This window comes from Streptomyces sp. NPDC006339, assembly GCF_040612775.1.
Lineage (GTDB): Bacteria > Actinomycetota > Actinomycetes > Streptomycetales > Streptomycetaceae > Streptomyces.
In genome coordinates this window covers 61175-85749 of record NZ_JBEXQW010000030.1, presented here as the reverse complement: position 1 = coordinate 85749, position 24575 = coordinate 61175, and the positions used below count along the sequence as shown (strand labels likewise).

At 71.1% G+C, this 24575-nt stretch carries 25 protein-coding genes; 13 read left to right on the top strand and 12 right to left on the bottom strand.

What is annotated here, in order from left to right; genetic code table 11:
• The first annotated feature begins 26 nt into the window (after positions 1-26).
• Entirely contained in the window at positions 27-725 is a 699-nt protein-coding gene (locus ABZ135_RS24230; protein ID WP_356698328.1) for a uridine kinase, read from the top strand.
• Positions 726-868: 143 nt separating this feature from the next.
• Here ABZ135_RS24230 and ABZ135_RS24225 read toward each other — a convergent pair whose 3' ends face one another.
• Entirely contained in the window at positions 869-1591 is a 723-nt protein-coding gene (locus ABZ135_RS24225; RefSeq protein ID WP_356698327.1) for a SigE family RNA polymerase sigma factor, read from the bottom strand.
• 169 nt (positions 1592-1760) lie between these two features.
• Here ABZ135_RS24225 and afsQ1 point away from each other — a divergent pair, with 169 nt between their 5' ends.
• The 5 genes from afsQ1 (at position 1761) to ABZ135_RS24200 (ending at position 5556) form a co-directional block, all read left to right on the top strand.
• Complete coding sequence (gene afsQ1, locus ABZ135_RS24220) at positions 1761-2438, top strand: two-component system response regulator AfsQ1 (protein WP_265869013.1); 678 nt, start codon at positions 1761-1763, stop codon at positions 2436-2438.
• Positions 2435-4000: a HAMP domain-containing sensor histidine kinase gene (locus tag ABZ135_RS24215; RefSeq protein ID WP_356698326.1), complete on the top strand. Its 1566-nt coding sequence runs from the start codon at positions 2435-2437 to the stop codon at positions 3998-4000. The genes afsQ1 and ABZ135_RS24215 overlap by 4 nt, the downstream gene beginning before the upstream one ends.
• Positions 3997-4626: a hypothetical protein gene (locus tag ABZ135_RS24210; RefSeq protein WP_356698325.1), complete on the top strand. Its 630-nt coding sequence runs from the start codon at positions 3997-3999 to the stop codon at positions 4624-4626. The genes ABZ135_RS24215 and ABZ135_RS24210 overlap by 4 nt, the downstream gene beginning before the upstream one ends.
• Before the next feature lie 119 nt (positions 4627-4745).
• Complete coding sequence (locus tag ABZ135_RS24205) at positions 4746-5267, top strand: VanZ family protein (protein ID WP_356698324.1); 522 nt, start codon at positions 4746-4748, stop codon at positions 5265-5267.
• Between the two features lie 88 nt (positions 5268-5355).
• Positions 5356-5556, top strand: coding sequence for a PspC domain-containing protein (locus tag ABZ135_RS24200; protein WP_356698323.1), 201 nt, complete (start codon positions 5356-5358; stop codon positions 5554-5556).
• Positions 5557-5633: 77 nt separating this feature from the next.
• Here the strand turns inward: ABZ135_RS24200 and ABZ135_RS24195 are convergent, their stop codons facing one another.
• Positions 5634-6065 (bottom strand): hypothetical protein, encoded by a 432-nt coding sequence (locus tag ABZ135_RS24195; RefSeq protein WP_356698322.1) that lies wholly within the window; start codon positions 6063-6065, stop codon positions 5634-5636.
• A 184-nt stretch (positions 6066-6249) separates the two neighbouring features.
• Positions 6250-7404: an adenosine deaminase gene (locus ABZ135_RS24190; RefSeq protein WP_356698321.1), complete on the bottom strand. Its 1155-nt coding sequence runs from the start codon at positions 7402-7404 to the stop codon at positions 6250-6252.
• A 108-nt stretch (positions 7405-7512) separates the two neighbouring features.
• Between ABZ135_RS24190 and ABZ135_RS24185 the strand changes: the two genes are divergently transcribed.
• Together ABZ135_RS24185 and ABZ135_RS24180 are read left to right on the top strand one after the other, a co-directional pair.
• Positions 7513-8286, top strand: coding sequence for a GNAT family N-acetyltransferase (locus ABZ135_RS24185; protein WP_356698320.1), 774 nt, complete (start codon positions 7513-7515; stop codon positions 8284-8286).
• A gap of 88 nt (positions 8287-8374) precedes the next feature.
• Positions 8375-9148 carry an alpha/beta hydrolase gene (locus tag ABZ135_RS24180; protein ID WP_356698319.1) on the top strand — a complete coding sequence of 258 codons (774 nt, stop codon included), beginning with the start codon at positions 8375-8377 and terminating at the stop codon, positions 9146-9148.
• On the opposite strand, the gene ABZ135_RS24175 is transcribed toward ABZ135_RS24180, so the two are convergent.
• The gene (locus tag ABZ135_RS24175; protein WP_356698318.1) at positions 9137-10090 is read right to left on the bottom strand and encodes a LysR family transcriptional regulator; all 954 of its coding nucleotides are present in this window, start codon (positions 10088-10090) and stop codon (positions 9137-9139) included. The genes ABZ135_RS24180 and ABZ135_RS24175 overlap by 12 nt on opposite strands.
• A 62-nt stretch (positions 10091-10152) precedes the next feature.
• Here ABZ135_RS24175 and ABZ135_RS24170 point away from each other — a divergent pair, with 62 nt between their 5' ends.
• The 3 genes from ABZ135_RS24170 (at position 10153) to ABZ135_RS24160 (ending at position 13239) form a co-directional block, all read left to right on the top strand.
• Entirely contained in the window at positions 10153-11412 is a 1260-nt protein-coding gene (locus ABZ135_RS24170) for an MFS transporter (RefSeq protein WP_356698317.1), read from the top strand.
• A gap of 79 nt (positions 11413-11491) precedes the next feature.
• Entirely contained in the window at positions 11492-12187 is a 696-nt protein-coding gene (locus ABZ135_RS24165; RefSeq protein ID WP_356698316.1) for a L,D-transpeptidase, read from the top strand.
• 101 nt (positions 12188-12288) lie between these two features.
• On the top strand, positions 12289-13239 hold the full coding sequence (locus ABZ135_RS24160) for a sigma-70 family RNA polymerase sigma factor (RefSeq protein WP_356698315.1): 951 nt from the start codon (positions 12289-12291) through the stop codon (positions 13237-13239).
• Between the two features lie 55 nt (positions 13240-13294).
• Here the strand turns inward: ABZ135_RS24160 and ABZ135_RS24155 are convergent, their stop codons facing one another.
• Both ABZ135_RS24155 and ABZ135_RS24150 read right to left on the bottom strand, forming a co-directional pair.
• A complete protein-coding gene (locus tag ABZ135_RS24155) occupies positions 13295-15379 on the bottom strand; it encodes a hypothetical protein (RefSeq protein WP_356698314.1) in 2085 nt (694 codons plus the stop codon).
• A 128-nt stretch (positions 15380-15507) separates the two neighbouring features.
• Positions 15508-15864 carry an STAS domain-containing protein gene (locus ABZ135_RS24150; RefSeq protein ID WP_356698313.1) on the bottom strand — a complete coding sequence of 119 codons (357 nt, stop codon included), beginning with the start codon at positions 15862-15864 and terminating at the stop codon, positions 15508-15510.
• A gap of 44 nt (positions 15865-15908) precedes the next feature.
• Between ABZ135_RS24150 and ABZ135_RS24145 the strand changes: the two genes are divergently transcribed.
• On the top strand, positions 15909-16568 hold the full coding sequence (locus tag ABZ135_RS24145) for an HAD family hydrolase (RefSeq protein WP_356698312.1): 660 nt from the start codon (positions 15909-15911) through the stop codon (positions 16566-16568).
• 108 nt (positions 16569-16676) lie between these two features.
• Here ABZ135_RS24145 and ABZ135_RS24140 read toward each other — a convergent pair whose 3' ends face one another.
• From ABZ135_RS24140 to ABZ135_RS24115, 6 genes are all read right to left on the bottom strand, one after another.
• Positions 16677-17954 (bottom strand): thymidine phosphorylase, encoded by a 1278-nt coding sequence (locus ABZ135_RS24140; protein ID WP_356698311.1) that lies wholly within the window; start codon positions 17952-17954, stop codon positions 16677-16679.
• A gap of 82 nt (positions 17955-18036) precedes the next feature.
• Positions 18037-18381: a cytidine deaminase gene (locus ABZ135_RS24135; RefSeq protein ID WP_356698349.1), complete on the bottom strand. Its 345-nt coding sequence runs from the start codon at positions 18379-18381 to the stop codon at positions 18037-18039.
• Between the two features lie 56 nt (positions 18382-18437).
• Positions 18438-19727 (bottom strand): ABC transporter permease, encoded by a 1290-nt coding sequence (locus tag ABZ135_RS24130; protein ID WP_356698310.1) that lies wholly within the window; start codon positions 19725-19727, stop codon positions 18438-18440.
• Complete coding sequence (locus tag ABZ135_RS24125) at positions 19724-20836, bottom strand: ABC transporter permease (RefSeq protein ID WP_356698309.1); 1113 nt, start codon at positions 20834-20836, stop codon at positions 19724-19726. Before ABZ135_RS24125 ends, ABZ135_RS24130 begins: the two co-directional genes overlap by 4 nt.
• A complete protein-coding gene (locus ABZ135_RS24120) occupies positions 20833-22440 on the bottom strand; it encodes an ABC transporter ATP-binding protein (protein WP_356698348.1) in 1608 nt (535 codons plus the stop codon). The genes ABZ135_RS24125 and ABZ135_RS24120 overlap by 4 nt, the downstream gene beginning before the upstream one ends.
• A 197-nt stretch (positions 22441-22637) precedes the next feature.
• A complete protein-coding gene (locus ABZ135_RS24115) occupies positions 22638-23678 on the bottom strand; it encodes a BMP family ABC transporter substrate-binding protein (RefSeq protein ID WP_356698308.1) in 1041 nt (346 codons plus the stop codon).
• Between the two features lie 570 nt (positions 23679-24248).
• Between ABZ135_RS24115 and ABZ135_RS24110 the strand changes: the two genes are divergently transcribed.
• On the top strand, positions 24249-24545 hold the full coding sequence (locus tag ABZ135_RS24110; RefSeq protein ID WP_356698307.1) for a hypothetical protein: 297 nt from the start codon (positions 24249-24251) through the stop codon (positions 24543-24545).
• The last annotated feature ends 30 nt before the right edge of the window (positions 24546-24575 follow it).

Genomic DNA, 24575 nt, shown 5'->3' with positions numbered 1-24575 from the left:
CGGCCACCGAGCGTAGTGGAGGTGTGATGCTCGATACCAACGGGCCGCCTCGGGGGTCCCCTGCACGGGGGAATGGTTCACACTGGTGTCCCGTGAGTTCCCAACCGATCCCGACCCGGGTCGTCCTGCTCGCGGGCCCCTCCGGCTCCGGCAAGTCGTCCCTCGCCGCCGTCACCGGCCTGCCGGTCCTGCGCCTCGACGACTTCTACAAAGAGGCCGACGACCCCTCCCTCCCCCTCGTCGACGGCAGTGCGGACATCGACTGGGACTCCCCGCTGTCCTGGGACGCGGACGCCGCCGTCGCCGCGATCGCGGAGCTGTGCCGTACCGGACGGACCGACGTGCCCGTGTACGACATCGCCACCAGCTCCCGCGTGGACCGCGAGACCCTCGACATCGCGCGCACGCCGCTGTTCGTGGCGGAGGGCATCTTCGCCGCCGACATCGTGGCGCGCTGCCGCGAACTCGGGGTGCTCGCCGACGCGCTGTGCCTGCGCGGCCGCCCGGCCACGACCTTCCGCCGCCGGCTGCTCCGCGACCTCAAGGAGGGCCGCAAGTCGGTGCCCTTCCTGCTGCGTCGCGGCTGGCGCCTGATGCGCGCCGAGCGTTCGATCGTCGCCCGCCAGACGGCTCTGGGCGCCCACCCCTGTGCCAAGGACGAGGCCCTGGGCCGGCTCGCCGCCGCGGCCGCGGGCCGCCGCCTGGTCCCGGCCGCCCGCGCCTGACCCCGTGACGCCGCGTCCGGACCGGCCGGTCCGCGCACGGGGCGAGGGCCGGACAGGATCCCCCGATCCTGTCCGGCCCTCGCCGTTTTCCCCCGTACCCCCGTACGGTCCCCCGTGTTCTCCCCCGTGATCCCCCCGTTCCTTCAGGCCACCAGCTCGCCGAAGGACTCCTCCTCGTCACGGCCGAAGCTCAGCACCTGGTCCTCGCGCAGTCGCCGCAGCGAGCGCCAGATGCTCGACTTCACCGTGCCGACACTGATGTCCAGGATCTCCGCGATCTCCGGGTCGGTGCGGCCCTCGTAGTAGCGCAGCACCAGCATCGTCCGCTGCAGCTCGGGCAGCCGGGCGAGCGCCTGCCACAGGACGGCCCGCAGTTCGGTGCCGCGCATGGCGTCCGTCTCGCCGGCCGTCTCCGGCAGCTCCTCGGTCGGGTACTCGTTGAGCTTGCGCCGGCGCCAGGCGCTGATGTGCAGGTTCGTCATCGTGCGGCGCAGGTAGCCGCCGACCGCGGCCTTGTCGCTGATCCGGTCCCAGGCGCGGTACGTGGAGAACAGCGCGCTCTGGAGCAGGTCCTCGGCCTCGAAGCGGTCACCGGTCAGGTGGTAGGCGGTGGCGTACAGGGAGGCCCGGCGCTCCTGGACGTAGGCCGTGAACTCGGCCTCCGACCGGCTGGAACGCTCCCCCGTGGCCTCCCCGTACACCGCTCCCCCGTCAGCGACGGCCGCCATGTACGGCGCCTTGCGCTGACGCCCGACGCTGCGAACGCACCCCCGCCCGTTCACACCGCCGGACTTCTCCGAGCTCCGCGTGACGTCGTGGAGACGCGTGACAACTGCGCTCGAGGTGGTGCTGTGCAGTGCGTTCATCTCGCGCCCCCCGTCGGTTGGAGTCCGTAGGTCCTTGATGGGGAAAAGCCTGCCCGGCCGACTTCATGGCGGTGTCCGCCGACTGTCACAGCCGTGTCACAGGCGGGGGCGGCAGGGAAGCGTGACCGGACGGTCGAACTGTGACGGCCGCATGGGACAGAATGAGGCCGTGCCTTTCCTGTTGCTGATCGAGGACGACGACGCCATCCGCACGGCCCTCGAACTCTCCCTGTCTCGCCAGGGCCACCGTGTGGCCACCGCGGCGACGGGCGAGGACGGCCTGAAGCTGCTGAAGGAACAGCGGCCCGACCTGGTCGTACTGGACGTGATGCTGCCCGGCATCGACGGCTTCGAGGTGTGCCGTCGCATCCGGCGCACCGACCAGTTGCCGATCATCCTGCTGACGGCCCGCAGCGACGACATCGACGTGGTCGTCGGCCTGGAGTCCGGCGCCGACGACTACGTGGTCAAGCCGGTGCAGGGCCGGGTGCTCGACGCCCGGATCCGCGCGGTGCTGCGGCGCGGCGAACGGGAGGCCACCGACTCGGCGACCTTCGGCTCGCTGGTGATCGACCGCTCGGCGATGACCGTGACGAAGAACGGCGAGGACCTCCAGCTCACCCCGACCGAGCTGCGGCTGCTCCTGGAGCTGAGCCGCCGGCCCGGCCAGGCCCTGTCGCGGCAGCAGTTGCTGCGGCTGGTGTGGGAGCACGACTACCTGGGCGACTCGCGGCTCGTCGACGCCTGTGTGCAGCGGCTGCGGGCCAAGGTGGAGGACGTACCGTCCTCGCCGACCCTGATCCGTACCGTACGGGGCGTGGGCTACCGGCTGGACGTTCCTGCGTGAGCAAAGGGATCATCTCGGTGCTGCGGTTCACCAGTCTGCGGCTCCGTCTCGTCGTCGTCTTCGCCCTGGTCGCGCTCACCGCGGCCGTGTCCGCCTCGGGCATCGCGTACTGGCTGAACCGCGAGGCCGTGCTCAAGCGCACCCAGGACAGCGCGCTCAACGATTTCCGGCAGGAGATGCAGAACCGGGCGGCGACGCTGCCGCCGCGTCCCACCGAGGACGAGCTGCGGCGCACCGCCGAGCAGATGGCGAGCGGCAGCGCCGGCTACAGCGTGCTGCTCATCGGGGAGCGGGACGCGGGCAAGCCGATCGTCGGCGCCTCGAACCCCGACGTGTTCACGCTCGCGGACGTGCCGCGCCCGCTGCGGACGGCGGTCGGCACCAGGCGGCCGGTGACGGACGCCAACGACTACCCGTACCACCTGTTCTGGCAGCGGACGCAGCGCGGCTCGACGCCGTATCTGGTGGGCGGGACGAAGATCGACGGCGGCGGGCCGACGGGCTACATGTTCAAGTCGCTGGCTGCGGAGAAGGCGGACCTGAACTCGCTGGCCTGGTCGCTCGGGATCGCCACCGGCCTCGCGGTGATCGGCTCGGTGCTGCTCGCGCAGGTCGCGGCGTCGACGGTGCTGCGGCCGGTGCACCGGCTCGGGGAGGCGGCCCGGCAGCTCGGCGAGGGCAAGCTGGACACCCGGCTGCGGGTCTCCGGCAACGACGAACTGGCCGATCTGTCCCGGACGTTCAACAGCGCGGCCGAGTCGCTGCAGAAGAAGGTCGCGGACATGAGCGCGCGGGAGGAGGCGAGCCGCCGCTTCGTCGCCGACATGTCGCACGAGCTGCGCACCCCGCTGACCGCGCTGACCGCCGTGACGGAGGTCCTCGAGGACGAGCAGGACACGCTCGACCCGATGATCGCCCCGGCGGTGGCGCTGGTGGTCAGCGAGACGCGCCGGCTGAACGACCTGGTGGAGAACCTGATGGAGGTGACCCGCTTCGACGCGGGCACCGCCCGTCTCGTCCTCGACGACGTGGACATCGCCGACCAGATCACCGCCTGCATCGACGCGCGGGCCTGGCTGGACGCGGTGGACCTGGACGCCGAGCGCGGCATCGTGGCACGCCTCGACCCGCGCCGCCTCGACGTGATCCTGGCCAACCTGATCGGCAACGCCCTGAAGCACGGCGGCTCGCCGGTGCGGGTCTCCGTGCGGACGGAGCCCGCGGCGGAGACCGCCGAGGACGGGGAGGAGGCCGGGGAGGACCTGGTGATCGTGGTGCGCGACCACGGGCCCGGCATCCCCGAGGAGGTCCTGCCGCACGTCTTCGACCGCTTCTACAAGGCGAGCGCCTCGCGGCCCCGGTCGGACGGCAGCGGGCTCGGCCTGTCGATCGCCATGGAGAACGCGCTGATCCACGGCGGGTCGATCACGGCCGCCAACTCGACGGACGAGGACGGCCGGGTGGACGGCGCGATGTTCGTGCTGCGACTGCCCCGGGACGCCTCGGGGATCGCGCGGGAGCTGCAGACCCGCAGCAGCCAGGGCGAGGTGGAGGAGAGTTGAGACGTCGCCGTACGGGACGCGTGGTCCTGGGCGCGGTGGGCGCCGTACTGCTCGCGGGCTGCGGCATCCGTACGACCTCGGTGCCGGTGGACGCGGGCCCGGCGCCCTCGCGGGTGCCGTGCAGCGTGGCGGACGGCGCGGGAGCCTCCGCGCAGGGGGCGCCGCTGCGGGTGTACCTGCTGTGCGGGGCACAGTTGGAGGCGGTGGAGCGCAGGTCGCCGCTGCCGGAGGAGAAGGTGTCGGGCGACCCGGTGCGCACCGCGTCGGCGCTGCTCGCCCAGTTGCAGAGCGAGCCGTCGGAGGAGGAGCGGCAGGCCGGCTTCGCCACGGCGGTGAAGGGGCCGCTGCGGGTGGGCGGGGGTCATCGCGGCGATCCGGCGGGCACGCTGCGGCTGAGCCGTCAGCCGGAGGACCTGCCGCCGACGGTGCTCGCCCAGATCGTGTGCACGTTCGCCGAGAGCGCGGCGGGTGCGGGCGGCACGTCGGTGGTGCTCGGCGGCCCCGGGAAGTACGAGCCGCGGCGCTACGGCTGTACGCGGGAGCTGAAGGAGCGCCCTGAGTCGCCGGTCCCCTCGGCCCCGGCCGCTCCCGGGGCGTCGGCGGACGCCTCGGCGCCGGCCTCCTGACACGAGGCCGGGAACCCGGCGGAACCGATTCCGCCGGGAAGCGCGTCTTGGGGGGCGTGCAGCGTCAAGGTTCGGGCGGTTCGGACGGTTCGGGCGGCAGTGTCGCCAAGGTCGTACGCGTGGCGGGGTTCCTCCTCCTCCTCGCGCATCTGCTGCTCGTCGCCTGGGTGACGCTTCGCCCCCGCGACGTGGCCTGGGTGACGGCCCCCAATCTGACCCCCTTCGCCGGGATCAGACTCGACCTGGCGCTCGGTCCGGCCGAGGCCGCCCGCCGCATCGGCGGCGGACTGCTACTCCTGGCCCCGCTCGGGGTGCTGCTCCCGATGGCCGACGGACGGCTCGCCGTCTCGCCGTGGGCGTCCCTGGCCCGTACGACCGCGGCGGGGGCGCTGGTGTCGCTCGCGGTGGAGCTGTTGCAGACGGCGGTGCCCGGACAGGTCGTGGACGTGGACTCGGTGCTCCTGAACACGGCGGGGGTGGCGCTGGCGCACCTGCTGCTCGTGCCGGCGGGGCGGGCGCGGCTGCGCCGCTGCCGGCGCGGGCGCCGGACGGCGGGCGGCGGGTCCTCCTCCGGGAGGAGGCGGCAGCGGTCTTCTCAGGGGGCGACCCCGACGATTCCCAGGGTCGGGATCGCCCCGTAGACCGACGCTTTGTCCCCCTGCCGGGGCGAGGATGGAGACAGATCGAGGGCCGGAGAGCGGTCCCCGAAAGACTCCGAAGGAGCCCACCATGGCCGCACTGACCCGCCCTCGTGACGGACGCGTGATCGGCGGAGTGTGCGCGGCGCTGGCCCGGCGCTTCGGCCTCTCCGCCACGACGATGCGCGTGATCTTCGTGGCCTCGTGCCTGCTGCCCGGCCCGCAGTTCCTGCTGTACGTGGCGCTGTGGGTGCTGCTGCCGGCGGAGAAGGCGCCGAGCACGGCCTGGTAGTCGCGACCGCTCGTCGCGGGCAACGCCCGAGGGCGCCCCTCCCGGTGCGGGGAGGGGCGCCCTCGGCGCGTACGGGCTCAGAGGCCGAGGCCGCCCACCGGCAGACCGCCGAGGCCGCCGACCGGCAGGCCGCCGAGGAGGCTGCCGGCCGCGCCGAGCGGGGTGGCGTCGAGGCCGCTCTTGGCGCCCTCGATCGGGAGGTTCTGCGCCTGCTCCTGGAGCTCGCCCGGGAGGGTCTGGGCCTGCTCGACCGCGCCCGGGAGGGTCTTGACGACGCCCTCCTGGACACCGGTGCCGAGGGCGCCCTGGCCGCCGGCCACGGCCTCGCCGGCACCCGAGGGGAGCTCGGTCAGGTCCTCGCCGAGGGGCACGGTGTTGGTCACCAGGCCGAGCGCGTCGGAGCCGAGCGGCAGCGACGCCGGGGCGGCGGAGGCCGTTCCGGCGGCAGCGGCGGCGAAAGCGGCACCGAGAGCGGCGACACCGAGCGTCTTGGCGGCAGACTGCTTCATCAGAAAATCTTCCTCGGGAATCTCGGATGTCTCGGGGCGTCGGGGAAGGCCCGAGAGCAGGGGAATTGCGGGGAATGCAGAGTGGCTACGCAAACTAACCAGCGAAACGCCCCGCCCGCAAACACCGAAATGCGGCCGGGCGTGGTGCGCCCGGCCGCTCCGACCATCGTCCCGATGGCCGGGATCAGTCCGTCCGGCGGGAAGAGTCGCTGGTGGTGGCGGTCTGCTGGAACAGCCATTCGGACTTCAGCTCGGCGTATCCGGGCTTGATGACATCGTTGATCATCGCGAGTCGTTCATCGAAAGGAATGAACGCTGATTTCATCGCATTGACCGTGAACCACTGCATGTCGTCGAGCGTGTAGTCGAATGCCTCGACAAGGAATTCGAATTCCTTGCTCATGCTGGTGCCGCTCATCAGCCGGTTGTCGGTGTTGACCGTGGTGCGGAAGTGCAGCTTGCGGAGCAGGCCGATCGGGTGCTCCTTGTACGAGGCCGCGGCGCCGGTCTGCAGGTTGGAGGTGGGGCACATCTCCAGCGGGATCCGCTTGTCGCGGACGTAGGCGGCGAGCCGGCCGAGGCTGACCGTGCCGTCCTCGGCGACCTCGATGTCGTCGATGATCCGCACGCCGTGGCCGAGTCGGTCGGCGCCGCACCACTGGAGGGCCTGCCAGATCGAGGGCAGTCCGAACGCCTCGCCCGCGTGGATGGTGAAGTGGTTGTTCTCGCGCTTCAGGTACTCGAAGGCGTCGAGGTGCCGGGTGGGCGGGAAGCCGGCCTCGGCGCCCGCGATGTCGAAGCCGACGACGCCGGAGTCGCGGTAGCGGTTGGCGAGTTCGGCGATCTCCAGGGCGCGGGCGGCGTGCCGCATCGCGGTCAGCAGGGCGCCGACGCGGGTCCGGTGCCCGTTGGCGCGGGCCTGCCGCTCGCCCTCGCGGAAGCCCTCGTTGACGGCCTCGACGACCTCTTCGAGGGTGAGCCCGGCCTCCAAGTGCTGCTCGGGGGCGTACCGCACCTCGGCGTAGACGACGCCGTCCTCGGCGAGGTCCACGGCGCACTCGGCGGCGACGCGGACGAGCGCCTCGCGGGTCTGCATGACGGCGCAGGTGTGCGCGAAGGTCTCCAGGTAGCGCTCCAGGGAGCCGGAGTCGGCGGCCTCCCGGAACCAGATGCCGAGCTTGTCCGGCTCGGTCTCGGGGAGGCGGTCGTAGCCCTGGGCCCGGGCGAGTTCGATGATCGTTCCGGGGCGCAGCCCGCCGTCGAGGTGGTCGTGCAGGAGGACCTTCGGCGCGCGGCGGATCTGGTCCGCGGTGGGGGTGCTGGGGATCTGGCTCGTCATTGCGGCACTCTAGCGCCTACGCGCGTAGAGCGCGCCCCTTCGGCGCCGTATCCGGAGGGGCGGTTTTTCCGGTGCGGACCACGGCTGCCTCCCCCTAGCCTGGCGGGCATGACCTCTGTCGCGACCGACCCCGAACTGCGCCGGATCCACGGCTTCCTGTCCGCTTTCACCCGGCGGCAGGCGGAGCGGACGGTGGGCATCCCGGGCGGGTTCGCCGCGCTGAACGACACCTTCCCGCTGTCGCGGGCCGACAACCACGTGCTGGTCGAAGGCCCCACCGACCCGGAGGCGCTGCCCGGCCGGGTGGAGGAGGTGCTGGGGCATCTGCCGCACCGGGCGGTGTACGTCCTCGACCCGGTGACCGCCGAGGCGTGCGCGGGGCCGCTGGCGCGGGCCGGCTACACCCGCACGGCGGTCGTCCTGATGCGGCACACCGGCCCGGTGCCCGAGCGCGGCGGGGCCCGCGAGGTGGACCTCCCCGCGCTGCGCGGGCCGCTGGCCGAGAGCTGGCGGCGGTTCCTGCCGGGCGCCGGCGACGAGGTGGTGCGGACCCTGGTGGAGCGCCGGGTGGTCCGCCGCCGGGGCGCCCCCGACGTCCGCTTCCTCGCGTCGCACGACGAGTGGGGCGAGGTGGCGTCCTGGGGCGATCTGTACCTGGACCCGGCCGCGGGGGTGGCCCAGATCGAGGACCTGGTCACCGCCGAGTCCCACCTCGGGCAGGGCCACGCCGGGGTGGTCCTGGACACGGCCCTGCGCATGGCCGCCGAGGCCGGCTGCACGACCCGCTTCCTGACGGCGTTCGCGGACGACTGGCCGCGCCGGTGGTACGAGCGGCGGGGGTTCGTGCCGGTGGGGAGCGTCGACTGCTTCGAACGGGAGTAGCGGGGGCGGCCGTTCGCGCGAGGGGCGATACGTAACAGAGACCGCGCGTACGGCTGCCGTACATCTCGGCTTCTGAGACTGTTCCGTCATGGCGCACTACGCACTCGTGGGACCGACCGGATCCCGGACGCCCCGGCTCGGTCGGCCCGTCGGAGCGACGAACCCGGTCACCGAGGTGGGCGGGGTGGTTCTGCTGCTGCCGGACGGGGAGCCGGTCTCCGCGCGGGGGCCCTCGGTGCGGGGGTACGCCGGGATGCTGCCGCTGGGGCGGCGGCTGGTGCGGGCCGGGCGGGGGGACGGTCTGGTGGCACACGTGGTGCGCTATCGGGGGCGCGGCTGGAACGGCGCCGACGCGCAGTTGGCGGCGGACGCCTCCTGGGCGGTCTCCGAGGCGGTACGGCGCTACGGCGACGTCCCGGTGTGTCTCGCGGGGCGCGGGATGGGCGGACGGGCGGCTCTGCGGGCCGGCGGGCACACGGGGGTGGCGGCGGTCCTGGCGGTCGCGCCCTGGCTGCCGGAGGACGACCGGGCGGCCGAACCGGAGCCGGTGCGGCAGTTGGCGGGCCGGCGGGTGCTGATCGTCCACGGCACGAACGACGCGCGGACCGACCCCGAGCTGTCCTACCGCTTCGCGGAGCGGGCGAAGAAGTCCAACCGCGAGACCTGCCGCTTCGAGGTGCACACGGACGGCCACGCGCTGCGCCAGTACGCCGACGAGGTCCACGCCCTGGCCGCCGACTTCGTGCTCTCCGCGCTGTTCGCCCGCACGCCGAGCCGGCCGCTCGCGGACGCGATGGCCGCGCCGCCGCCGCTGGGTCTTCGGATGCCGCTGGCGGCGGGGTTCGGGGCCTCATTCCGGTAGCAGGCTGCCCCGCTTGCTCAGCAGGAACTTCTTGAAGGCGGCGACCGGCGGGGTGTCCGGGTGCCCGTCGAGCCAGGCCACGCCGATCTCGCGGACCGCGCGCGGGGAGGTCACGCCGAGTTCGACGACGCCGGGGCGGGCCACCGCCGGCGGGGGCAGGAGGGCGACGCCGAGACCCGCGGCGACCAGGCCGCGCAGCGTCTCGGCCTCCTCGCCCTCGAAGGCGACGCGGGGCTTGAAGCCGGCCTGCGCGCACAGGTCGTCGGTGATGCGGCGCAGGCCGTAGCCCGGCTCCAGGGTCACGAAGGTCTCGTCGGCGGCCTCCGCGAGGCGGATCCGCTTGCGGGAGGCGAGCCGGTGGTCGTCGGGCACGACGAGCCGCAACCGCTGTTCGTCGAGGCGGCGGGCGACGAGGTCGGGGGCGTCGGGCACCGGCGAGGTCAGGCACAGGTCGAGGTCACCGGCCCGGAGCCGTTCGATCATCGCCTCGCCGTAGTTCTGGACCAGGGTGAAGCGGACCCGGCGGTGGTCCACCCGGAAGGCGCGGATGAGTCCGGGCACGGTCTCCGAGCCCATGGTGTGCAGGAAGCCGAAGGCGACCCGGCCCGCCGTGGGGTCGGCGTCGGCCCGTACCGTGTCGGCGGCCCGCTCCACCTCGGCGAGGGCGCGCTCGGCGGCGGTGAGGAAGCGGCGGCCGGCCGGGGTGAGCGACACCGTACGGCCGCGGCGGGCGAACAGGGCGACGCCCAGGTCCTGTTCGAGCCGGACCATGACCCGCGACAGCGTCGACTGGGGCACGCCCATCTCGGCCGCCGCCCGAGTCACGTGCTCGTGGCGGGCGACGGCGGCGAAGTACGCAAGGCGCGGCGCGAGCAGCGGTCCCATGTCTTCTTCGTTACTGTTCGGTGACAGCCGATGCTGTGACCTGTACTCATGCACCATGGGAACGATTACAGCAGTTCCGTGCATTGGACGCATGAAATGGAGCGGCCTACGTTCGTGACATGCCTTCCGCCAGTACCAAGGCGGCCGTCACCAACGCGGTCGCCGACTCCCGCCTCTCCCCCGGAACCGCCGGCTACCGCCGGATGAGCCTCGCGCTGTTCGCCGCGGGTGTGGCCACCTTCGCCCTCCTCTACTCCACCCAGGCCCTGCTGCCCGCCGTCTCGGCCGAGTTCGGCGCCACCGCGTCGGCCGCCTCCTGGACGGTCTCCGCCGCGACCGGTGCGCTGGCCCTGTGCGTCCTGCCGCTGAGCGCGCTCTCCGAGCGCTTCGGCCGGCGCTCGATGATGACGGTCTCGCTCGCGGTCGCCGTCGTCGTCGGTCTCCTCGTCCCGCTCGCGCCGAACCTGGAGAGCCTGGTCGCGCTGCGCGCGGTGCAGGGCGCGGCGCTGGCCGGCGTCCCGGCCTCGGCGATGGCCTTCCTGGCCGAGGAGGTGCGCCCGAAGGCGCTGATCGCGGCGATCGGCCTGTTCGTGGCGGGCAACTCCATCGGCGGCATGAGCGGCCGGATCGTCACCGGCTGGGTCGCCCAGGTGTGGGGCTGGCGGGCGGCCCTGGCGGCCGTCGGTCTGCTGGCCGTGGTCTGCGCGCTCGCCTTCCGGGCCCTCATCCCGAAGGCCCGGCACTTCACGCCCGGCTCGCTGGACCCGCGGGCCCTCGCGCGGACCGTCCGCACGCATCTGGCGGACCCGCTGCTGCTGCGCCTGTACGCGATCGGCGCGCTGTTCATGACGGTGTTCGGCGCTGTGTACACGGTGATCGGCTACCGCCTCGTCGAGGCGCCGTTCTCGCTCCCGCAGGGCGTGGTCGGCTCGGTCTTCCTGGTCTATCTGGTGGGCACGGTCTCCTCGGCGGCGGCCGGCGGGCTGGTCGGCCGGCTGGGCCGGCGGGGCGCGCTGTACCTCGCCGTCTCGACGACGGCGGCCGGGCTGCTGCTCTCGCTCGCCGACGCGCTGGCCGCCGTCCTCGCGGGCCTGGTGCTGATCACCGCCGGTTTCTTCGCCGGTCACGCGGTCGCCTCCTCCTCGGTGAGCCGCACCGCGAAGACCGGCCGCGCGCAGGCGTCGGCGCTGTACCAGTCGGCCTACTACCTGGGCAGCAGCGCGGGCGGCACGCTCGGTGCGGTCGCCTTCCACGCGGGCGGCTGGGCCGGGACGGTGCTGATCGGTCTGGTGGCGGTCCTCGGCGTCGTGTCGATCACCCTGTACGGCACGCACAGCGCCCGGGCCGAGGCGCGCCGGCACCGGCTCGCCGCCTGCTGAATCCGGCGGCCGCGGCACTGCAACTGTTCGACTCCCCCGAGCGTCAAAAAGGTCAGGACTCGAGGGGGAGTTGACGGACATGGACGGAATACGCAGACGAGCGGGCATCGGGCTCGCCGTCACGTCTCTGGTGGTACCGCTGACGGTGGCGCTCGGCACCGCCCCGGCGCAGGCGGCGTCGTGCAACGTGACGACCGGCCCGTACCAGAAGCAGGTGGAGAAGTTCCTCGGCCGGCCGGTGGACGGCAGGCAGTCGGCCGCCGACTGCACGGCGATCCAGGCATTCCAGCGCAAGCACGGCATCACACCGACGATGGGCTACGCCGGGACGATCACCTGGCGCACCATGTCGACGATGCTGGCGCAGAAGGCGGCCGGGACCAATCCCAACAAGGACGGCAGGTGTCCGACCAACAAGGGCCGGATCGCCTGCGTCGACCTGACCCGCCAGCTCACCTGGATCCAGGACGGCTCGCGGCTGAAGTACGGCCCGGTGCCGGTGCGCACCGGCAAGGACGGCACGGAGACCCGTACCGGCCTCAAGAAGGTGTACTGGCGCAACATCAACCACTGGTCGACGCTGTACCACGTGTCGATGCCGTACGCGCAGTTCTTCGACGGCGGGCAGGCATTCCACTCGACCACCAAGTCGATGTGGAACCCGCCGGGTTCCGGCGGCTGCGTCAACATGACGACCAAGGACGCCAAGGCGTACTGGAGCCTGCTGAGGAACGGTGACGACGTCTACGTCTACGGTCGCAAGCCCGGAACGTGACGGAACCTCCGCGGAGTTCGCCCCCGCTGTCGGTGGGCTGCGGTAGCTTCCCCTCGTCGGCGCCGAACGGGCGTCGATGAGGGGCGAGTGGGGTGGACCGCATGAGCGACCAGTTGGAGAAGTACCGCACCGAGCTGACCGGTTACTGCTACCGGATGCTGGGCTCCGCCTTCGAGGCGGAGGACGCGGTGCAGGACACCATGGTGCGGGCCTGGCGCTCGCTGGACTCCTTCGAGGGCCGCTCGTCGCTGCGGTCCTGGCTGTACCGGATCGCGACGAACGTCTGCCTGGACTCGCTCAGCGCCGGTAACCGGCGGGCCCGTCCGATGGACCTGACGGATCCGACGCCGGTGGCCCAGGCCCGGCTCAACGAGCGCCCGGAGATCACCTGGCTGGAGCCCGTGCCGGACGGCCGGGTGCTGCCCTCGGTGGCGGACCCGGCGGAGACGGCGGTCTCGCGCGAGACGGTGCGGCTCGCCTTCGTGGCGGCGCTCCAGCACCTGCCGCCGAAGCAGCGCGCGGTGCTGATCCTGCGCGAGGTCCTCGCGTGGAAGGCGAGCGAGGTCGCCGAGCTGCTCGACACGACCGTCGCCTCCGTCAACAGCGCGCTGCAGCGGGCCCGGGCCACGCTCTCCGAGCAGGCGCCGGCCGCCTCCGACGGCGCGGACCCGCTGGACGAGGAGCAGAAGGCGCTCCTGGAGCGGTATGTGGCGGCCTTCGAGGGCTACGACATGAAGGCCCTGACGGCGCTCCTGCACGAGGACGCGACGATGTCCATGCCGCCGTACGACCTGTGGCTGCGCGGCCACGACGACATCGTGGGCTGGATGCTGGGCGTCGGCGAGGTGTGCCGGGGCTCCAAGCTGGTCCCGACGGTGGCGAACGGCCAGCCGGCCTTCGCGCACTACCACCCGGACCCGGAGGGCGGCTACGCGCCGTGGGCGCTGATCGTGCTCCAGTTGCACGACGGCAAGATCGGCGGGATGGACTTCTTCCTGGACACCAAGCGGTGGTTCCCGCTGTTCGAGCTGCCGGAGCGGCTGGAGGCGTAGTCCGCCGGTGCCGGGAGGGGGCGGGGTCGTCGGTGACGGCCCCGCCCCCTTGGGTTCAGGAGGGGTAGGGGCCGGTCACCTTCGGGCAGGACGGGTCGAGCCGCAGGGTGGCGAGGTCGCGGCCGACCAGGCCGTACGCCTGCCAGGTGCCCGGGACGAAGGCGAGCTGCGGGTTGGTGTACCACTCGTCGTCGAGGGCGGTGGCGAGCTGCTGGGCCTGGGTGAGGCCGGGGCCGATCAGGTGCACGTCACCGTTGAAGAAGGTGGCGGCGAACACCTTGCCGTTGTGCACCTCGATCTCGCCGTAGCCCGGCAGGTCGCCCTGGTGGACGATCTGGCGCGTGGCCAGGTTCATGGCGAACCAGCGCTTGGCCGTCGTGGGCGTGCGCTTGTAGACGCCGTACAGGACGCCTTCGTGGACCTTGATGTCCTGAAGGGTGTCGTAGCCGTCCGCCGTGAAGGGGTCCATCGCCCAGAGCAGCCTGCCCTGTTCGGCGTCGAAGGCGGCGATGCTGGCGGCGGTGTTCCACGAGGCGGACGGGGCGCCGCCACCGCCGCGCACGTCGGTGCCCACGTAGACGGTGCCGTCCGGGCCCACGCTGAGGCTCATCATGCTCTCGTTGGTCACGACGGGGAACGTCTCGGGGGTGTACGTCGTCGGCTCGGCCACGGCCGGGCCGGCGAACCGGAAGACGTTCAGCGCGCCCTGGAGGCCGGTGCCGAGCGGAGCGGTCGCCACGAGGATCCGGTCGCGGGCGGCGTCGTACTCCATGTCCCACGGCCGCTGCTGGTCCGCCGGCAACTGGCCCACGACGGTGACCGGATGGGTCTCCGCCCCCGGGTCGTCCGGCACCGGGACGACCTCCGCCGGATCGATCATGATGATGCGGCCGCTGGGGTACAGCGCCGAGTAGATCTTGCCGTTGCGCTCCACGAGCGTCTTGGCCTCGCCGGGGATCTCGACGTACCGCTTGCCGCCCCCGGGCGTGTGGACGTTCACGATGAAGTGACCGCCGACCCAGACCCTGCCGTCGGAGCCGCGCAGGATGGACTGGGGCCGCTCCTTGCCCTCGCTCAGCCCGGCCGGCTTCAGCTTGGTGTACGACGACTGGCCGGTGGTGAGGTCCATCTGCCAGACCTTGCCGAAGCCGGCGAATCCTGTGAGGGTGGTGCCGTCCAGGGAGAGGCCGCGGGTCTCGTCCTGCGGTACCGGCTTGCCCAGGTGCCTGGGTTCCGCGTAGCCCGTCTTGTACTCGTAGACGTTGCCGTCCGGACGGGTCGACAGGTACATCGTGTAGTCCGGGGCGAGGGTGACCATGTCGGCCGTCTCGGCGTCGCCCGCGGGGCTCTTGATCGTGACCGTCCGCGGGTCGGTGCCGTCGGTCTTCACGTCGTACAGCGTGCTGCCGCTGGTGCCGCGCACGCGGGTCTTGCCGACGGCGACCGTGGTGAAGCCGGCACCGCCCTGCGCCAGGACGCGGACGGCGCCCGTGGACCGGTTGATGGCGACCATCTTCTTGGTGTCGAGCAGACCGGCGTAGACGTTGGTCTCGTCGGCGTCGAGGGACCGGACGTAGCGCTCGCCCGTGGCGAGGACCCCGAAGTCGCGGACGGCGCCGGTCGGGGGCTTGTACTCGTACACCCGCCCGTCGTTGAAGGTGCCCGCGTAGAGCGTCCCGTCCGGGGCCGCGGTCAGGCTCCAGATGAAGTCGCCCTCGCCGCCGAAGGTCTTGAGGTGCTTCACCTCGCGGGTGACGAGGTCGTAGCTGTAGAGGGCGGCCTCGACGTACGTGCCGATGTAGATCTTGCCGTTGTACGCCGCGAGCCCGTAGGCGCCCTCGGGGGCGCCGGGGCCGGGGCCGTCCGGGATCTCCCGCTCGCTGCCGGCGACGACCGTCTTCTTCCCGAGGTCGTACTCGGCGATCACCACGGGCTTGCGGCCGCGGCTCGTGACGAAGGCGCGGCCGTCGTGCACGAGGGAGCCGCTGATCGCCCAGGTCGACGAGGCGGTGCCGTGCGTCTGCCGGCCGGGGACGGTGCAGTCCGAGATGACGGCGGCGGTGGCGGAGGGCGCGGGCCACAGCGGCCACATGACCGCCAGCAGGGCGGCGAGGAGGGGCAACAGCAGGCGACGGGGCACGGGGGGACCTCCAGGGTGTCCGCAAAGGGGGGCATGCGGACGAGGACGGCCAACCCCCTCGTGATCGCACGCGCGTTCAATCGGCGCTCATGAGATCACGCGGGGTACGGGCGCTCGACGCCGGTCCCTCAGTCGTCGCCGGCGCCGTCGTGGGCGCTGCCGGTCGCGCCGTCGAGCACCCCGTCGAGCACGCCGTCCAGGCCCGTGAACGCGAGCAGCGCCCGCAGTTCGGGCCCCACTCCCTCGACCCGCATGCGGTGGCCGTGTCGGACGGCGGTGAGCCGGATCCGGGCGAGGGCGTCGACGACGGCGAGGCCGGCCGGCACGAGGGCGTCGACGACGCAGACGACGTCCGCGGGTTCGGCCGCCGCGAGGCGGGCGCACAGACGGCCGACGTCGTCCGGTGCGGGCCGCCCGGGCAGCCGCAGTTCGAGGGTGCGAGAGGTGTCCACACCGGGCAGACCGCCGAGGGGTCCGGAACTCATCGACGCCCGCACACGTGTCCGATCCGCCCTCTAGCATCGGCACCATGACTGATGATCGCGTCGAGCTGGTGATCTTCGACTGTGACGGCGTTCTGGTGGACAGCGAGCGGATCTACTGCCGGGTGGACCGGGAGGTGTTCGCGCGCGTCGGTGCCGTGTTCACCGAGGACGAGATGGCCGAGCTGTTCGTGGGCTCGGCCCACGACGCCCTCACGGCCCTGGTCGAGCAGCGGGCGGGCCGGTCGCTGCCGGTGGACTGGCACGAGCCGTTCCGCCCGCTGTACGAGGAGGCGCTCGACGCGGAGCTGACGGTGGTCGAGGGCGTCACGGACGTCCTCGACGCCCTCGACGTCCCCTTCTGTCTGGCCTCCAACGGCAGCCACGCCTCGATCCGCCGCAATCTCACCCGCACCGGCCTGCTCGACCGCTTCGAGGGCCGGATCTTCAGCGCCCGTGACGTGGCCCGCGGCAAGCCGGCCCCGGACCTCTTTCTGCACGCGGCGGCCACGATGGGCGTCCCGCCCGAGCGGTGCGCGGTGGTCGAGGACAGCGCGTACGGAGTCCGGGCGGCCCGCGCGGCCGGCATGCGGGCCTTCGGCTACAGCGGCGGCCTGACCCGCGCGGACCGGCTGGCGGGCGAGCGGACGGTCGTCTTCGAGGACATGCGGCGGCTGCCGGGACTGCTGGGCGTGACGCCTGCCTGAGCCGGCGGGACCCGCCCGGTGGCTCCGGCCGCCTCCTCGCCTTCGTACCGAACGGGGCCGGTGGAGATCCACCGGCCCCGTTCCCCCGCGGGCGTCCTCGGCGGATGCCTAGGCGATGCGGTCCAGGACGATCGGGTTCGGGGTGAAGGACGTGCCGGCCGCCGCGATGTCCCACGCGCCCTCGAGGGACTTCAGGGCGTAGTCGAACTTCTCCGGGGTGTCCGTGTGGAGGGTAAGCAGCGGCTGGCCCGCGGTCACCGTGTCGCCCGGCTTGGCGTGCAGCTCGACGCCCGCGCCGGCCTGCACCGGGTCCTCCTTGCGGGCGCGGCCGGCGCCCAGGCGCCAGGCGGCGATGCCGATGTCGTACGCGTCGAGGCGGGTCAGGACGCCCGAGGAGGGGGCCGTGACGACGTGCTGCTCGCGGGCGACCGGGAGGGTGGCGTCCGGGTCGCCGCCCTGGGCGGCGATCATGCGGCGCCACACGTCCATCGCGGAGCCGTCGGCGAGGGCCTTCGCCGGGTCGGCGTCCTTGATGCCGGCCGCGTCGAGCATCTCGCGGGCGAGCGCCACGGTCAGCTCGACGACGTCCGCCGGGCCGCCGCCGGCGAGGACCTCGACCGACTCGCGGACCTCCAGCGCGTTGCCGGCGGTCAGGCCGAGCGGGGTCGACATGTCGGTGAGCAGCGCGACCGTCTTCACGCCGCTGTCGGTGCCGAGGGCGACCATGGTGGAGGCGAGCTCGCGGGCGTCCTCGATGGTCTTCATGAAGGCGCCGGTGCCGACCTTGACGTCGAGGACCAGCGAGCCGGTGCCCTCGGCGATCTTCTTGGACATGATCGAGGAGGCGATCAGCGGGATGGCCTCGACGGTGCCGGTGACGTCCCGGAGGGCGTAGAGCTTCTTGTCGGCGGGCGCCAGGCCGTCGCCGGCCGCGCAGATGACCGCGCCGGTGGTGTCGAGGACGTGCAGCATCTCCTCGTTGGACAGCAGCGCCCGCCAGCCGGGGATGGACTCCAGCTTGTCGAGGGTGCCGCCGGTGTGGCCGAGGCCGCGGCCGGAGAGCTGCGGGACGGCCGCGCCGCAGGCGGCGACCAGCGGGGCGAGCGGCAGGGTGATCTTGTCGCCGACGCCGCCGGTGGAGTGCTTGTCGGCGGTGGGGCGGGAGAGGGAGGAGAAGTCCATGCGCTCGCCGGAGGCGATCATGGCGGCGGTCCAGCGGGCGATCTCGTCGCGGTTCATGCCGTTCAGCAGGATCGCCATGGCCAGGGCGGACATCTGCTCGTCGGCGACCTCCCCGCGGGTGTAGGCGTCGATGACCCAGTCGATCTGCTCGGGGCTCAGCTCGCCCTTGTCCCGCTTGGTGCGGATGACGGAGATGACGTCCATGTGGCAGTGCCTCTTTCTACGCGCATAGAGGGGGAAAGGATGAGCGGCCCTTCCATCGTGCCGGAAGGGCCGCTCCGAGGTGTTACTTCGCCAGGTGGTCCGGGCCGAACGCCTGCGGGAGCATGTCCGCGAGGGTCACCATCCCGGCGGGCGTCTCCATGACGAGCTCGGGGCCCCCGAACTCGTACAGGAGCTGCCGGCAGCGACCGCACGGCACCAGGGACTCGCCGCGGCCGTCGACGCACACGAAGTGCGTCAGGCGGCCGCCGCCGGTGGCCTGGAGCTGGGAGACCAGACCGCACTCGGCGCACAGGCCGAGGCCGAACGAGGCGTTCTCGACGTTGCAGCCGGAGACCACCCGCCCGTCGTCGACCAGCGCCGCCGCCCCCACCGGGTAGCCGGAGTACGGGGCGTACGCGTGCGACATCGCCTCCCGGGCGGTCTCCCTCAGGAGCGCCCAGTCGGCCTCGGGCAGGCCGGGCGTCACTTGCCCTGGCCCTTCCGGTACCGCATGCCGTCGGCCTTCGGCATCCTCAGACGCTGTGCGGAGAGGGAGAGCACCAGCAGGGTCACCACGTACGGGGTGGCGCTGACGAACTCGACCGGAACGGTGTCCGTGCCGAGGTACCAGATCAGCACGCCGACCGCGATGACGGCGCTGATGGCGACCGTGATCCAGCGCTTCTTGTACGCCTTCCAGAGCGCGATGCCCACGAGGATGGCGAAGAGCAGCAGAAGCAGCGCGTGCACGGACTGGCCGCCGCTGCGCAACTGGAGCGCGTCGGCGAAGCCGAACAGGCCGGCGCCCATGGCGAGCCCGCCCGGGCGCCAGTTACCGAAGATCATCGCCGCGAGGCCGATGTAACCACGGCCACCCGTCTGTCCCTCGTTGTAGATGTGCGAGGTGACCAGCGACAGGAAGGCGCCACCGAGTCCGGCGAGACCACCGGAGACGATCACGGCGATGTACTTGTATTTGTAGACGTTGACACCCAGCGACTCAGCGGCGATGGGGTTCTCGCCGCAGGAACGCAGGCGCAGACCGAACGCGGTCCGCCAGAGGACGAAGAACGACCCGATGAGCAACAGCACCGCGAGGATGGTCAGCAACGACAGGTTGGTCACCAGGCCGCCGAGGATGCCCGCGAGGTCCGAGACCAGGAACCAGTGGTGCTTCTCGACGTCGGCCAGCCAATCAGACAGTCCCGGCACCGTGATCGAGGTGATGTCCTCGGAGGGCGGGGACTGCTTGGGGCTGCCGCCCTTGGCCGCGGCCTCCCCGGTGTTGAACCACAGCTTGGCGAAGTACGTGGTGACACCGACCGCGAGGATGTTGATCGCGATGCCGGAGATGATGTGGTCGACGCCGAAGGTGACGGTGGCGACGGCGTGCAGGAGACCACCGAACATTCCGCCCACGACGCCGGCGAGCACACCGATCCACGGGCTGGTCTGCCACCCCGCCCAGGCACCGAAGAACGTGCCGAGGATCATCATGCCTTCGAGGCCGATGTTGACCACGCCGGCACGCTCGGCCCACAGGCCGCCGAGTCCGGCGAGGCCGATCGGCACGGCGAGCGAAAGGGCGGCACTGATCTGGCCGGCCGAGGTGAGATCCTGCGCGCCCGTGATGGCGCGGACGGCGGACAGAGCGATGAGGCCGCCCGCGACGATCAGAAGGATCACGGGCAGGGACAGCCGGGTGCGGCCGCCCTTGCCGCCGGCCGCCTTGGGGGCAGCGGGCGGTGGGGTGGAAGTCGCCGTGGCGGTCACGCCGACACCTCCGTCTTGTCGTTGGATCGGGCCTGGGCCGCGAGCTTCTCGCCGACCTGACGCTGCTGGCGCTTGAGACCGAAACGGCGCACGACCTCATAGGCGATGACGACGCAGAGGACGATGACGCCCTGCATGACACCGACGATCTCCTTGTCGTACCCCTCGAATTCGAGCTTGCCGCTGCCGCGCTCCAGGAACCCCCAAAGGATCGCACCGAGGGCGATGCCGACCGGATGGTTGCGTCCGAGGAGGGCGATGGCGATTCCGGTGAAGCCGATGCCGACGGGGAAGTCGCCGCTGTACTCGTACGAGTCGTTCAGCAGGGTCGGCATGCCGATCAGGCCGGCCATGCCGCCCGAGATCAGCATGGACGTGACGACCATCTTCTTGACATTGACGCCACTGGCCGCGGCGGCCGTGTCGGACTGGCCGACAGTGCGCAGGTCGAAGCCGAAGCGGGTGCGGGAGAGGGTGAACCAGTAGCCGACGCCCGCGATGACGGCGATCACGACGAAGCCCCAGATCGGGTCCGGCGTGGTCGGGAACTCGAAGAAGTGCGAGGACTCCGGCAGCGGGGTGGTGGAGACCTTGGTGCCTGCCGCGTCCAGGTGGCCCAGGCGGCCGGGCTGGAGCAGGTAGCCGATGATCGCGGTAGCGATCATGTTCAGCATGATCGTGGCGACGACCTCGCTGACGCCGCGGGTGACCTTCAGGACACCGGCGATGCCCGCCCACATGGCTCCGACGATCATCGCGGTGATGATGATCAGCGGAATCTGCACGATGCCGGGCAGGGTGAGCGCGCCACCGACGGCGGCGGCGAAGAAGGCCGCGAGACGGTACTGGCCGTCGACGCCGATGTTGAACAGGTTCATGCGGAAGCCGATGGCCACCGCGAGGCCCGCCAGGTAATACGTCGTCGCCTTGTTGATGATGTAGACCTGGCTGTCCGACTTGAGACCGTAGTCGAACATGATCCCGAAGGCACTGAACGGCTCCTTGCCGGTCGCGGCCAGGACCAGGGCTGTGATCAGGAAGGCGGCGACGACGGCGAGAAGCGGCGCCGCGATGCCGAGGAGCAGCCGCTCCTTGTCGATCTTCTTCATCGGGCCTCGTCCTCCGGGCCATCGGTGGCCTCGGGGCTTGCACCCGCGGGGCTCTCATCGTGCTCAAGGTGGCCGGTGGCGGCACCGGTCATGGCCGAGCCCAGCTCCTCCGGCGTGATCGTGGCCGGGTCGGCGTCGGCTACCAGCCGTCCGCGGTACATCACGCGGAGGGTGTCGGACAGGCCGATCAATTCGTCCAGGTCGGCGGAGATGAGCAGGACCGCCAAGCCCTCGCGCCGCGCTTCGCGGATCTGGTCCCAGATCTGCGCCTGGGCGCCGACGTCCACGCCGCGGGTGGGGTGCGCGGCGATCAGCAGTTTGGGGTTGTGGCTCATCTCGCGTCCGACGATCAGCTTCTGCTGGTTGCCGCCGGAGAGGGAAGCCGCGGTGACGTCGATACCGGGTGTGCGCACGTCGTACTCGCGCACGATCCGCTCGGTGTCCTTGCGGGCGGCTTTGAGATCGAGGATGGCGCCCTTGGAGTTCGGCTTCTCGGTGACGTGGCCGAGGATGCGGTTCTCCCAGAGCGGGGCCTCCAGGAGCAGGCCGTGCCGATGGCGATCCTCAGGGATGCAGCCGATGCCGTCCTCGCGGCGGGTGCGGGTCGGCAGGTGGGAGATGTCCTTGCCGTCCAGCGTGACGACACCGCGGTCCGCCTGACGCATGCCCATGATCGCGTCGACAAGCTCGGACTGACCGTTGCCCTCGACGCCGGCGATGCCGAGCACCTCACCCTTGTGAATGGTGAAGTCGATGCCGTCGAGGACCGCGCGGACGACACCGTCGGGGTCGACGGCGCTCAGCGACAGGTCTCGGACCGTCAGCATCGGCACATCCGTGACCGTCGACTCGCGGGTCTCCGGAGAGGGCAGCTCGCTGCCGACCATCAACTCGGCGAGCTGCTTGGGAGTGGTGTTACGCGGGTCGGCGGTACCGACGGTCGTACCGCGCCGGATGACCGTGATGTCGTCGGCGACCGACAGAACTTCACCCAACTTGTGGGAGATGAAGATGACCGTGAGGCCCTCCGCCTTGAGTTCGCGCAGGTTGTCGAAGAGTGCGTCCACCTCCTGCGGCACCAGAACGGCGGTCGGCTCATCGAGGATCAAGGTGCGGGCACCGCGGTAGAGGACCTTGAGGATCTCCACACGCTGCCGGTCGGCAACACCGAGGTCCTCGACCAGGACGTCCGGGCGGATACCGAGGCCGTACGCGTCCGAGATCTCCTTGATCTTGGCGCGGGCCTTGTCGCCGATGCCGTACAGCTTCTCGGAACCGAGGACGACGTTCTCCAGGACGGTGAGGTTGTCCGCGAGCATGAAGTGCTGATGCACCATGCCGACGCCGCGAGCGATCGCATCGCCAGGGCTGTGGAACGTCACCTTCTCGCCATCGACCGTGATGGTGCCCTCGTCCGGCTTCTGCATGCCGTAGAGGATCTTCATCAGGGTGGACTTGCCCGCGCCGTTCTCGCCCACGAGGGCGTGCACGGTGCCGCGGCGCACGGTGATGTCGATGTCGTGGTTGGCCACGACGCCGGGGAAACGCTTGGTGATGCCGCGGAGTTCTACGGCGTTGGGACTGCTGGGGCTGGAGGCTTTGATGGCGCACTCTCCTAGGCAGGGAGCGTGAGGAGGACGATGCTGGAACGCAGGCGCTGTCGGTGGCGAAAAATACCCTGTCCGGTCGACGCTACGCGCGTAGCGTCGACGAACTGACTCAACTGCCCACGGGGGAACTACGGAAGAGGGCCCGGAGTGTCGGCCGAAGCCACACTCCGGGCCCCTCTGCGCATGGTGGATCAGAGGGTCGTGGCGACCTTGATCTGACCATCGACGATCTTCTTCTTGGCCTCGTCCAGCTTGGCCTGAATGTCCTTCAGGTGGCCACCCGTCGTGGTGAGGGAGACGCCGTCCTCGGCCAGGGAGTAGGAGTGCTCGCCAGACAGCGGCTTGCCGTCCTTGACGGACTTGATGAGCTCGAAGACGCCGGTGTCCACGTTCTTGACGACCGAGGTCATGATCGAGCCGGCGTACTTCGACAGCGCCGGGTCCTTGGCCTGGTCGGAGTCCACACCGATGGCCCAAGCGCCAGGCTTGGCGGCGACCGCCTCGATGGCACCGGCACCCGAACCGCCGGCGGCGGCGAAGATGACGTCGATGCCCTTGTCGAGCATGCCCTTCGCGGCGGCCTTGCCCTTGTCCGGGGCACCGAAGCCGGAGAGGTCCGTACCGGTGGAGAGGTACTGGATCTGGACGGAGGCGTTCGGCTTGGTCTCCTTGACACCCTGCTGGAAGCCGGCGGCGAACTTCTTGATCAGCGGGAGGTCGACACCGCCGATGAAGCCGATCTTGCCGTCCTTGGACTTCAGCGCCGCGGCGACGCCGGCGAGGTACGAGCCCTGCTCCTCGGTGAAGACGATCGAGTCGACGTTCTTCTTCTCGGAGACCGAGTCGATGAGACCGAAGGTGGTCTTCGGGTACTTGGCGGCCACCGCGTCGATCGCGTCCTTGTAGGCGAAGCCGACACCGATGACCGGGTTGTAGCCGCCCTCGGCGAGGGAGGCCAGGCGCTGCTCGCGGTCAGCCGGAGTCTCACCCGTCTTGGCCGTGAGCTCCTTCGTCTCGACACCCAGCTCGGCCTTGGCCTTGTCGAGACCGCGGGCGGCGGAGTCGTTGAAGGAGTTGTCACCCCGGCCACCGACGTCGTAGGCCATGCCCACCTTGACGGTGCCCTTACCGGAGCCCGTGTCCTCGGTGGACGACTCGCCACACGCGGTGGCGGTGAGTGCGAGAGCCGCGGTGACAGCACACGCGGCGGTGATCTTGGATACCCGGCGCACGAGGAGGTCCCTTCAAGACTGACCGAAAGCGCCTCTTGCGGCGCTGGTTTCGCGGCGATCGTAACGCGCGTAGATGTCAGTTAAAGCCCTGTTCATGAGTCGTTACCGGATCGAAGCGCAGCGGCCGACGACCGGCCACCCGCCCATCCCGCCGGACGGACGACGGCGTCGAACACACTCCGCTTACGGACCCTCACCCGCTCAGTCTCCCACCGGCCCGGCCACCCCTCAACCGGAAGACCACGCGTCAACCCTCGACCACGCATCAAAGGTCCTCCATCAAGCGGATTTATTAATTCCATTTGAAGATGACATACAAAATCATAAAACTTGCCCGCAGAACCGGATGCCTGCTAGAAAGATCGCCGACCACTTGATCAAGCAGCATTTCTGCGCACTACGGGGATACAGGGTCGCCTGACCAGCGGCCCGTACACGGGGACACGAGAACGCTTACGCCGGAAATCCTTCCGAGATTTCCGCTGCACATCCTTGCCCTTTCACCATAGGCGCACCTATGCCTGCCCACGGAAGGGAAACCTCTTGAATCGAGCGTTCGCGGTGACCGGAATGATCACCGCAATGGCGGCCGGGGGCATCGCCATCGCGCCCGCCGCCGCGGCTTCAGGCAGCGTCGGCAACTGCAATACGTGGACATCCAGCCGGGCTCCCTACACCGCCTCCGCCTACTGCAGCAAGATCGCGTGGGGCGACTCCTTCCGCGTCAAGGCGACCTGCGTGGACCCGCGCGGTTCGACCTGGGTCGCCTACGGCCCGTGGCGGAAGAACACCGAGACCTCGACCGTGAAGTGCTCCGACAGCCCCAACGTCGGCGTACTGAAGGTCAGCGTCTCGTTCAGCGCCTGATCCACGTCGCTCCACGGAAACAGAGGGAGA

Excerpts from the sequence above, each read along its gene's own strand:
- ABZ135_RS24230 (WP_356698328.1), top strand. The coding sequence starts at position 27 with ATGCTCGATACCAACGGGCCGCCTCGGGGGTCCCCTGCACGGGGGAAT.
- ABZ135_RS24225 (WP_356698327.1), bottom strand. The coding sequence starts at position 1,591 with ATGAACGCACTGCACAGCACCACCTCGAGCGCAGTTGTCACGCGTCTC.
- ABZ135_RS24200 (WP_356698323.1), top strand. The coding sequence starts at position 5,356 with ATGGCCGCACTGACCCGCCCTCGTGACGGACGCGTGATCGGCGGAGTG.
- ABZ135_RS24195 (WP_356698322.1), bottom strand. The coding sequence starts at position 6,065 with ATGAAGCAGTCTGCCGCCAAGACGCTCGGTGTCGCCGCTCTCGGTGCC.
- ABZ135_RS24190 (WP_356698321.1), bottom strand. The coding sequence starts at position 7,404 with ATGACGAGCCAGATCCCCAGCACCCCCACCGCGGACCAGATCCGCCGC.
- ABZ135_RS24185 (WP_356698320.1), top strand. The coding sequence starts at position 7,513 with ATGACCTCTGTCGCGACCGACCCCGAACTGCGCCGGATCCACGGCTTC.
- ABZ135_RS24180 (WP_356698319.1), top strand. The coding sequence starts at position 8,375 with ATGGCGCACTACGCACTCGTGGGACCGACCGGATCCCGGACGCCCCGG.
- ABZ135_RS24175 (WP_356698318.1), bottom strand. The coding sequence starts at position 10,090 with ATGGTGCATGAGTACAGGTCACAGCATCGGCTGTCACCGAACAGTAAC.
- ABZ135_RS24170 (WP_356698317.1), top strand. The coding sequence starts at position 10,153 with ATGCCTTCCGCCAGTACCAAGGCGGCCGTCACCAACGCGGTCGCCGAC.
- ABZ135_RS24165 (WP_356698316.1), top strand. The coding sequence starts at position 11,492 with ATGGACGGAATACGCAGACGAGCGGGCATCGGGCTCGCCGTCACGTCT.
- ABZ135_RS24160 (WP_356698315.1), top strand. The coding sequence starts at position 12,289 with ATGAGCGACCAGTTGGAGAAGTACCGCACCGAGCTGACCGGTTACTGC.
- ABZ135_RS24150 (WP_356698313.1), bottom strand. The coding sequence starts at position 15,864 with ATGAGTTCCGGACCCCTCGGCGGTCTGCCCGGTGTGGACACCTCTCGC.
- ABZ135_RS24145 (WP_356698312.1), top strand. The coding sequence starts at position 15,909 with ATGACTGATGATCGCGTCGAGCTGGTGATCTTCGACTGTGACGGCGTT.
- ABZ135_RS24140 (WP_356698311.1), bottom strand. The coding sequence starts at position 17,954 with ATGGACGTCATCTCCGTCATCCGCACCAAGCGGGACAAGGGCGAGCTG.
- ABZ135_RS24135 (WP_356698349.1), bottom strand. The coding sequence starts at position 18,381 with ATGTCGCACGCGTACGCCCCGTACTCCGGCTACCCGGTGGGGGCGGCG.
- ABZ135_RS24125 (WP_356698309.1), bottom strand. The coding sequence starts at position 20,836 with ATGAAGAAGATCGACAAGGAGCGGCTGCTCCTCGGCATCGCGGCGCCG.
- ABZ135_RS24110 (WP_356698307.1), top strand. The coding sequence starts at position 24,249 with ATGATCACCGCAATGGCGGCCGGGGGCATCGCCATCGCGCCCGCCGCC.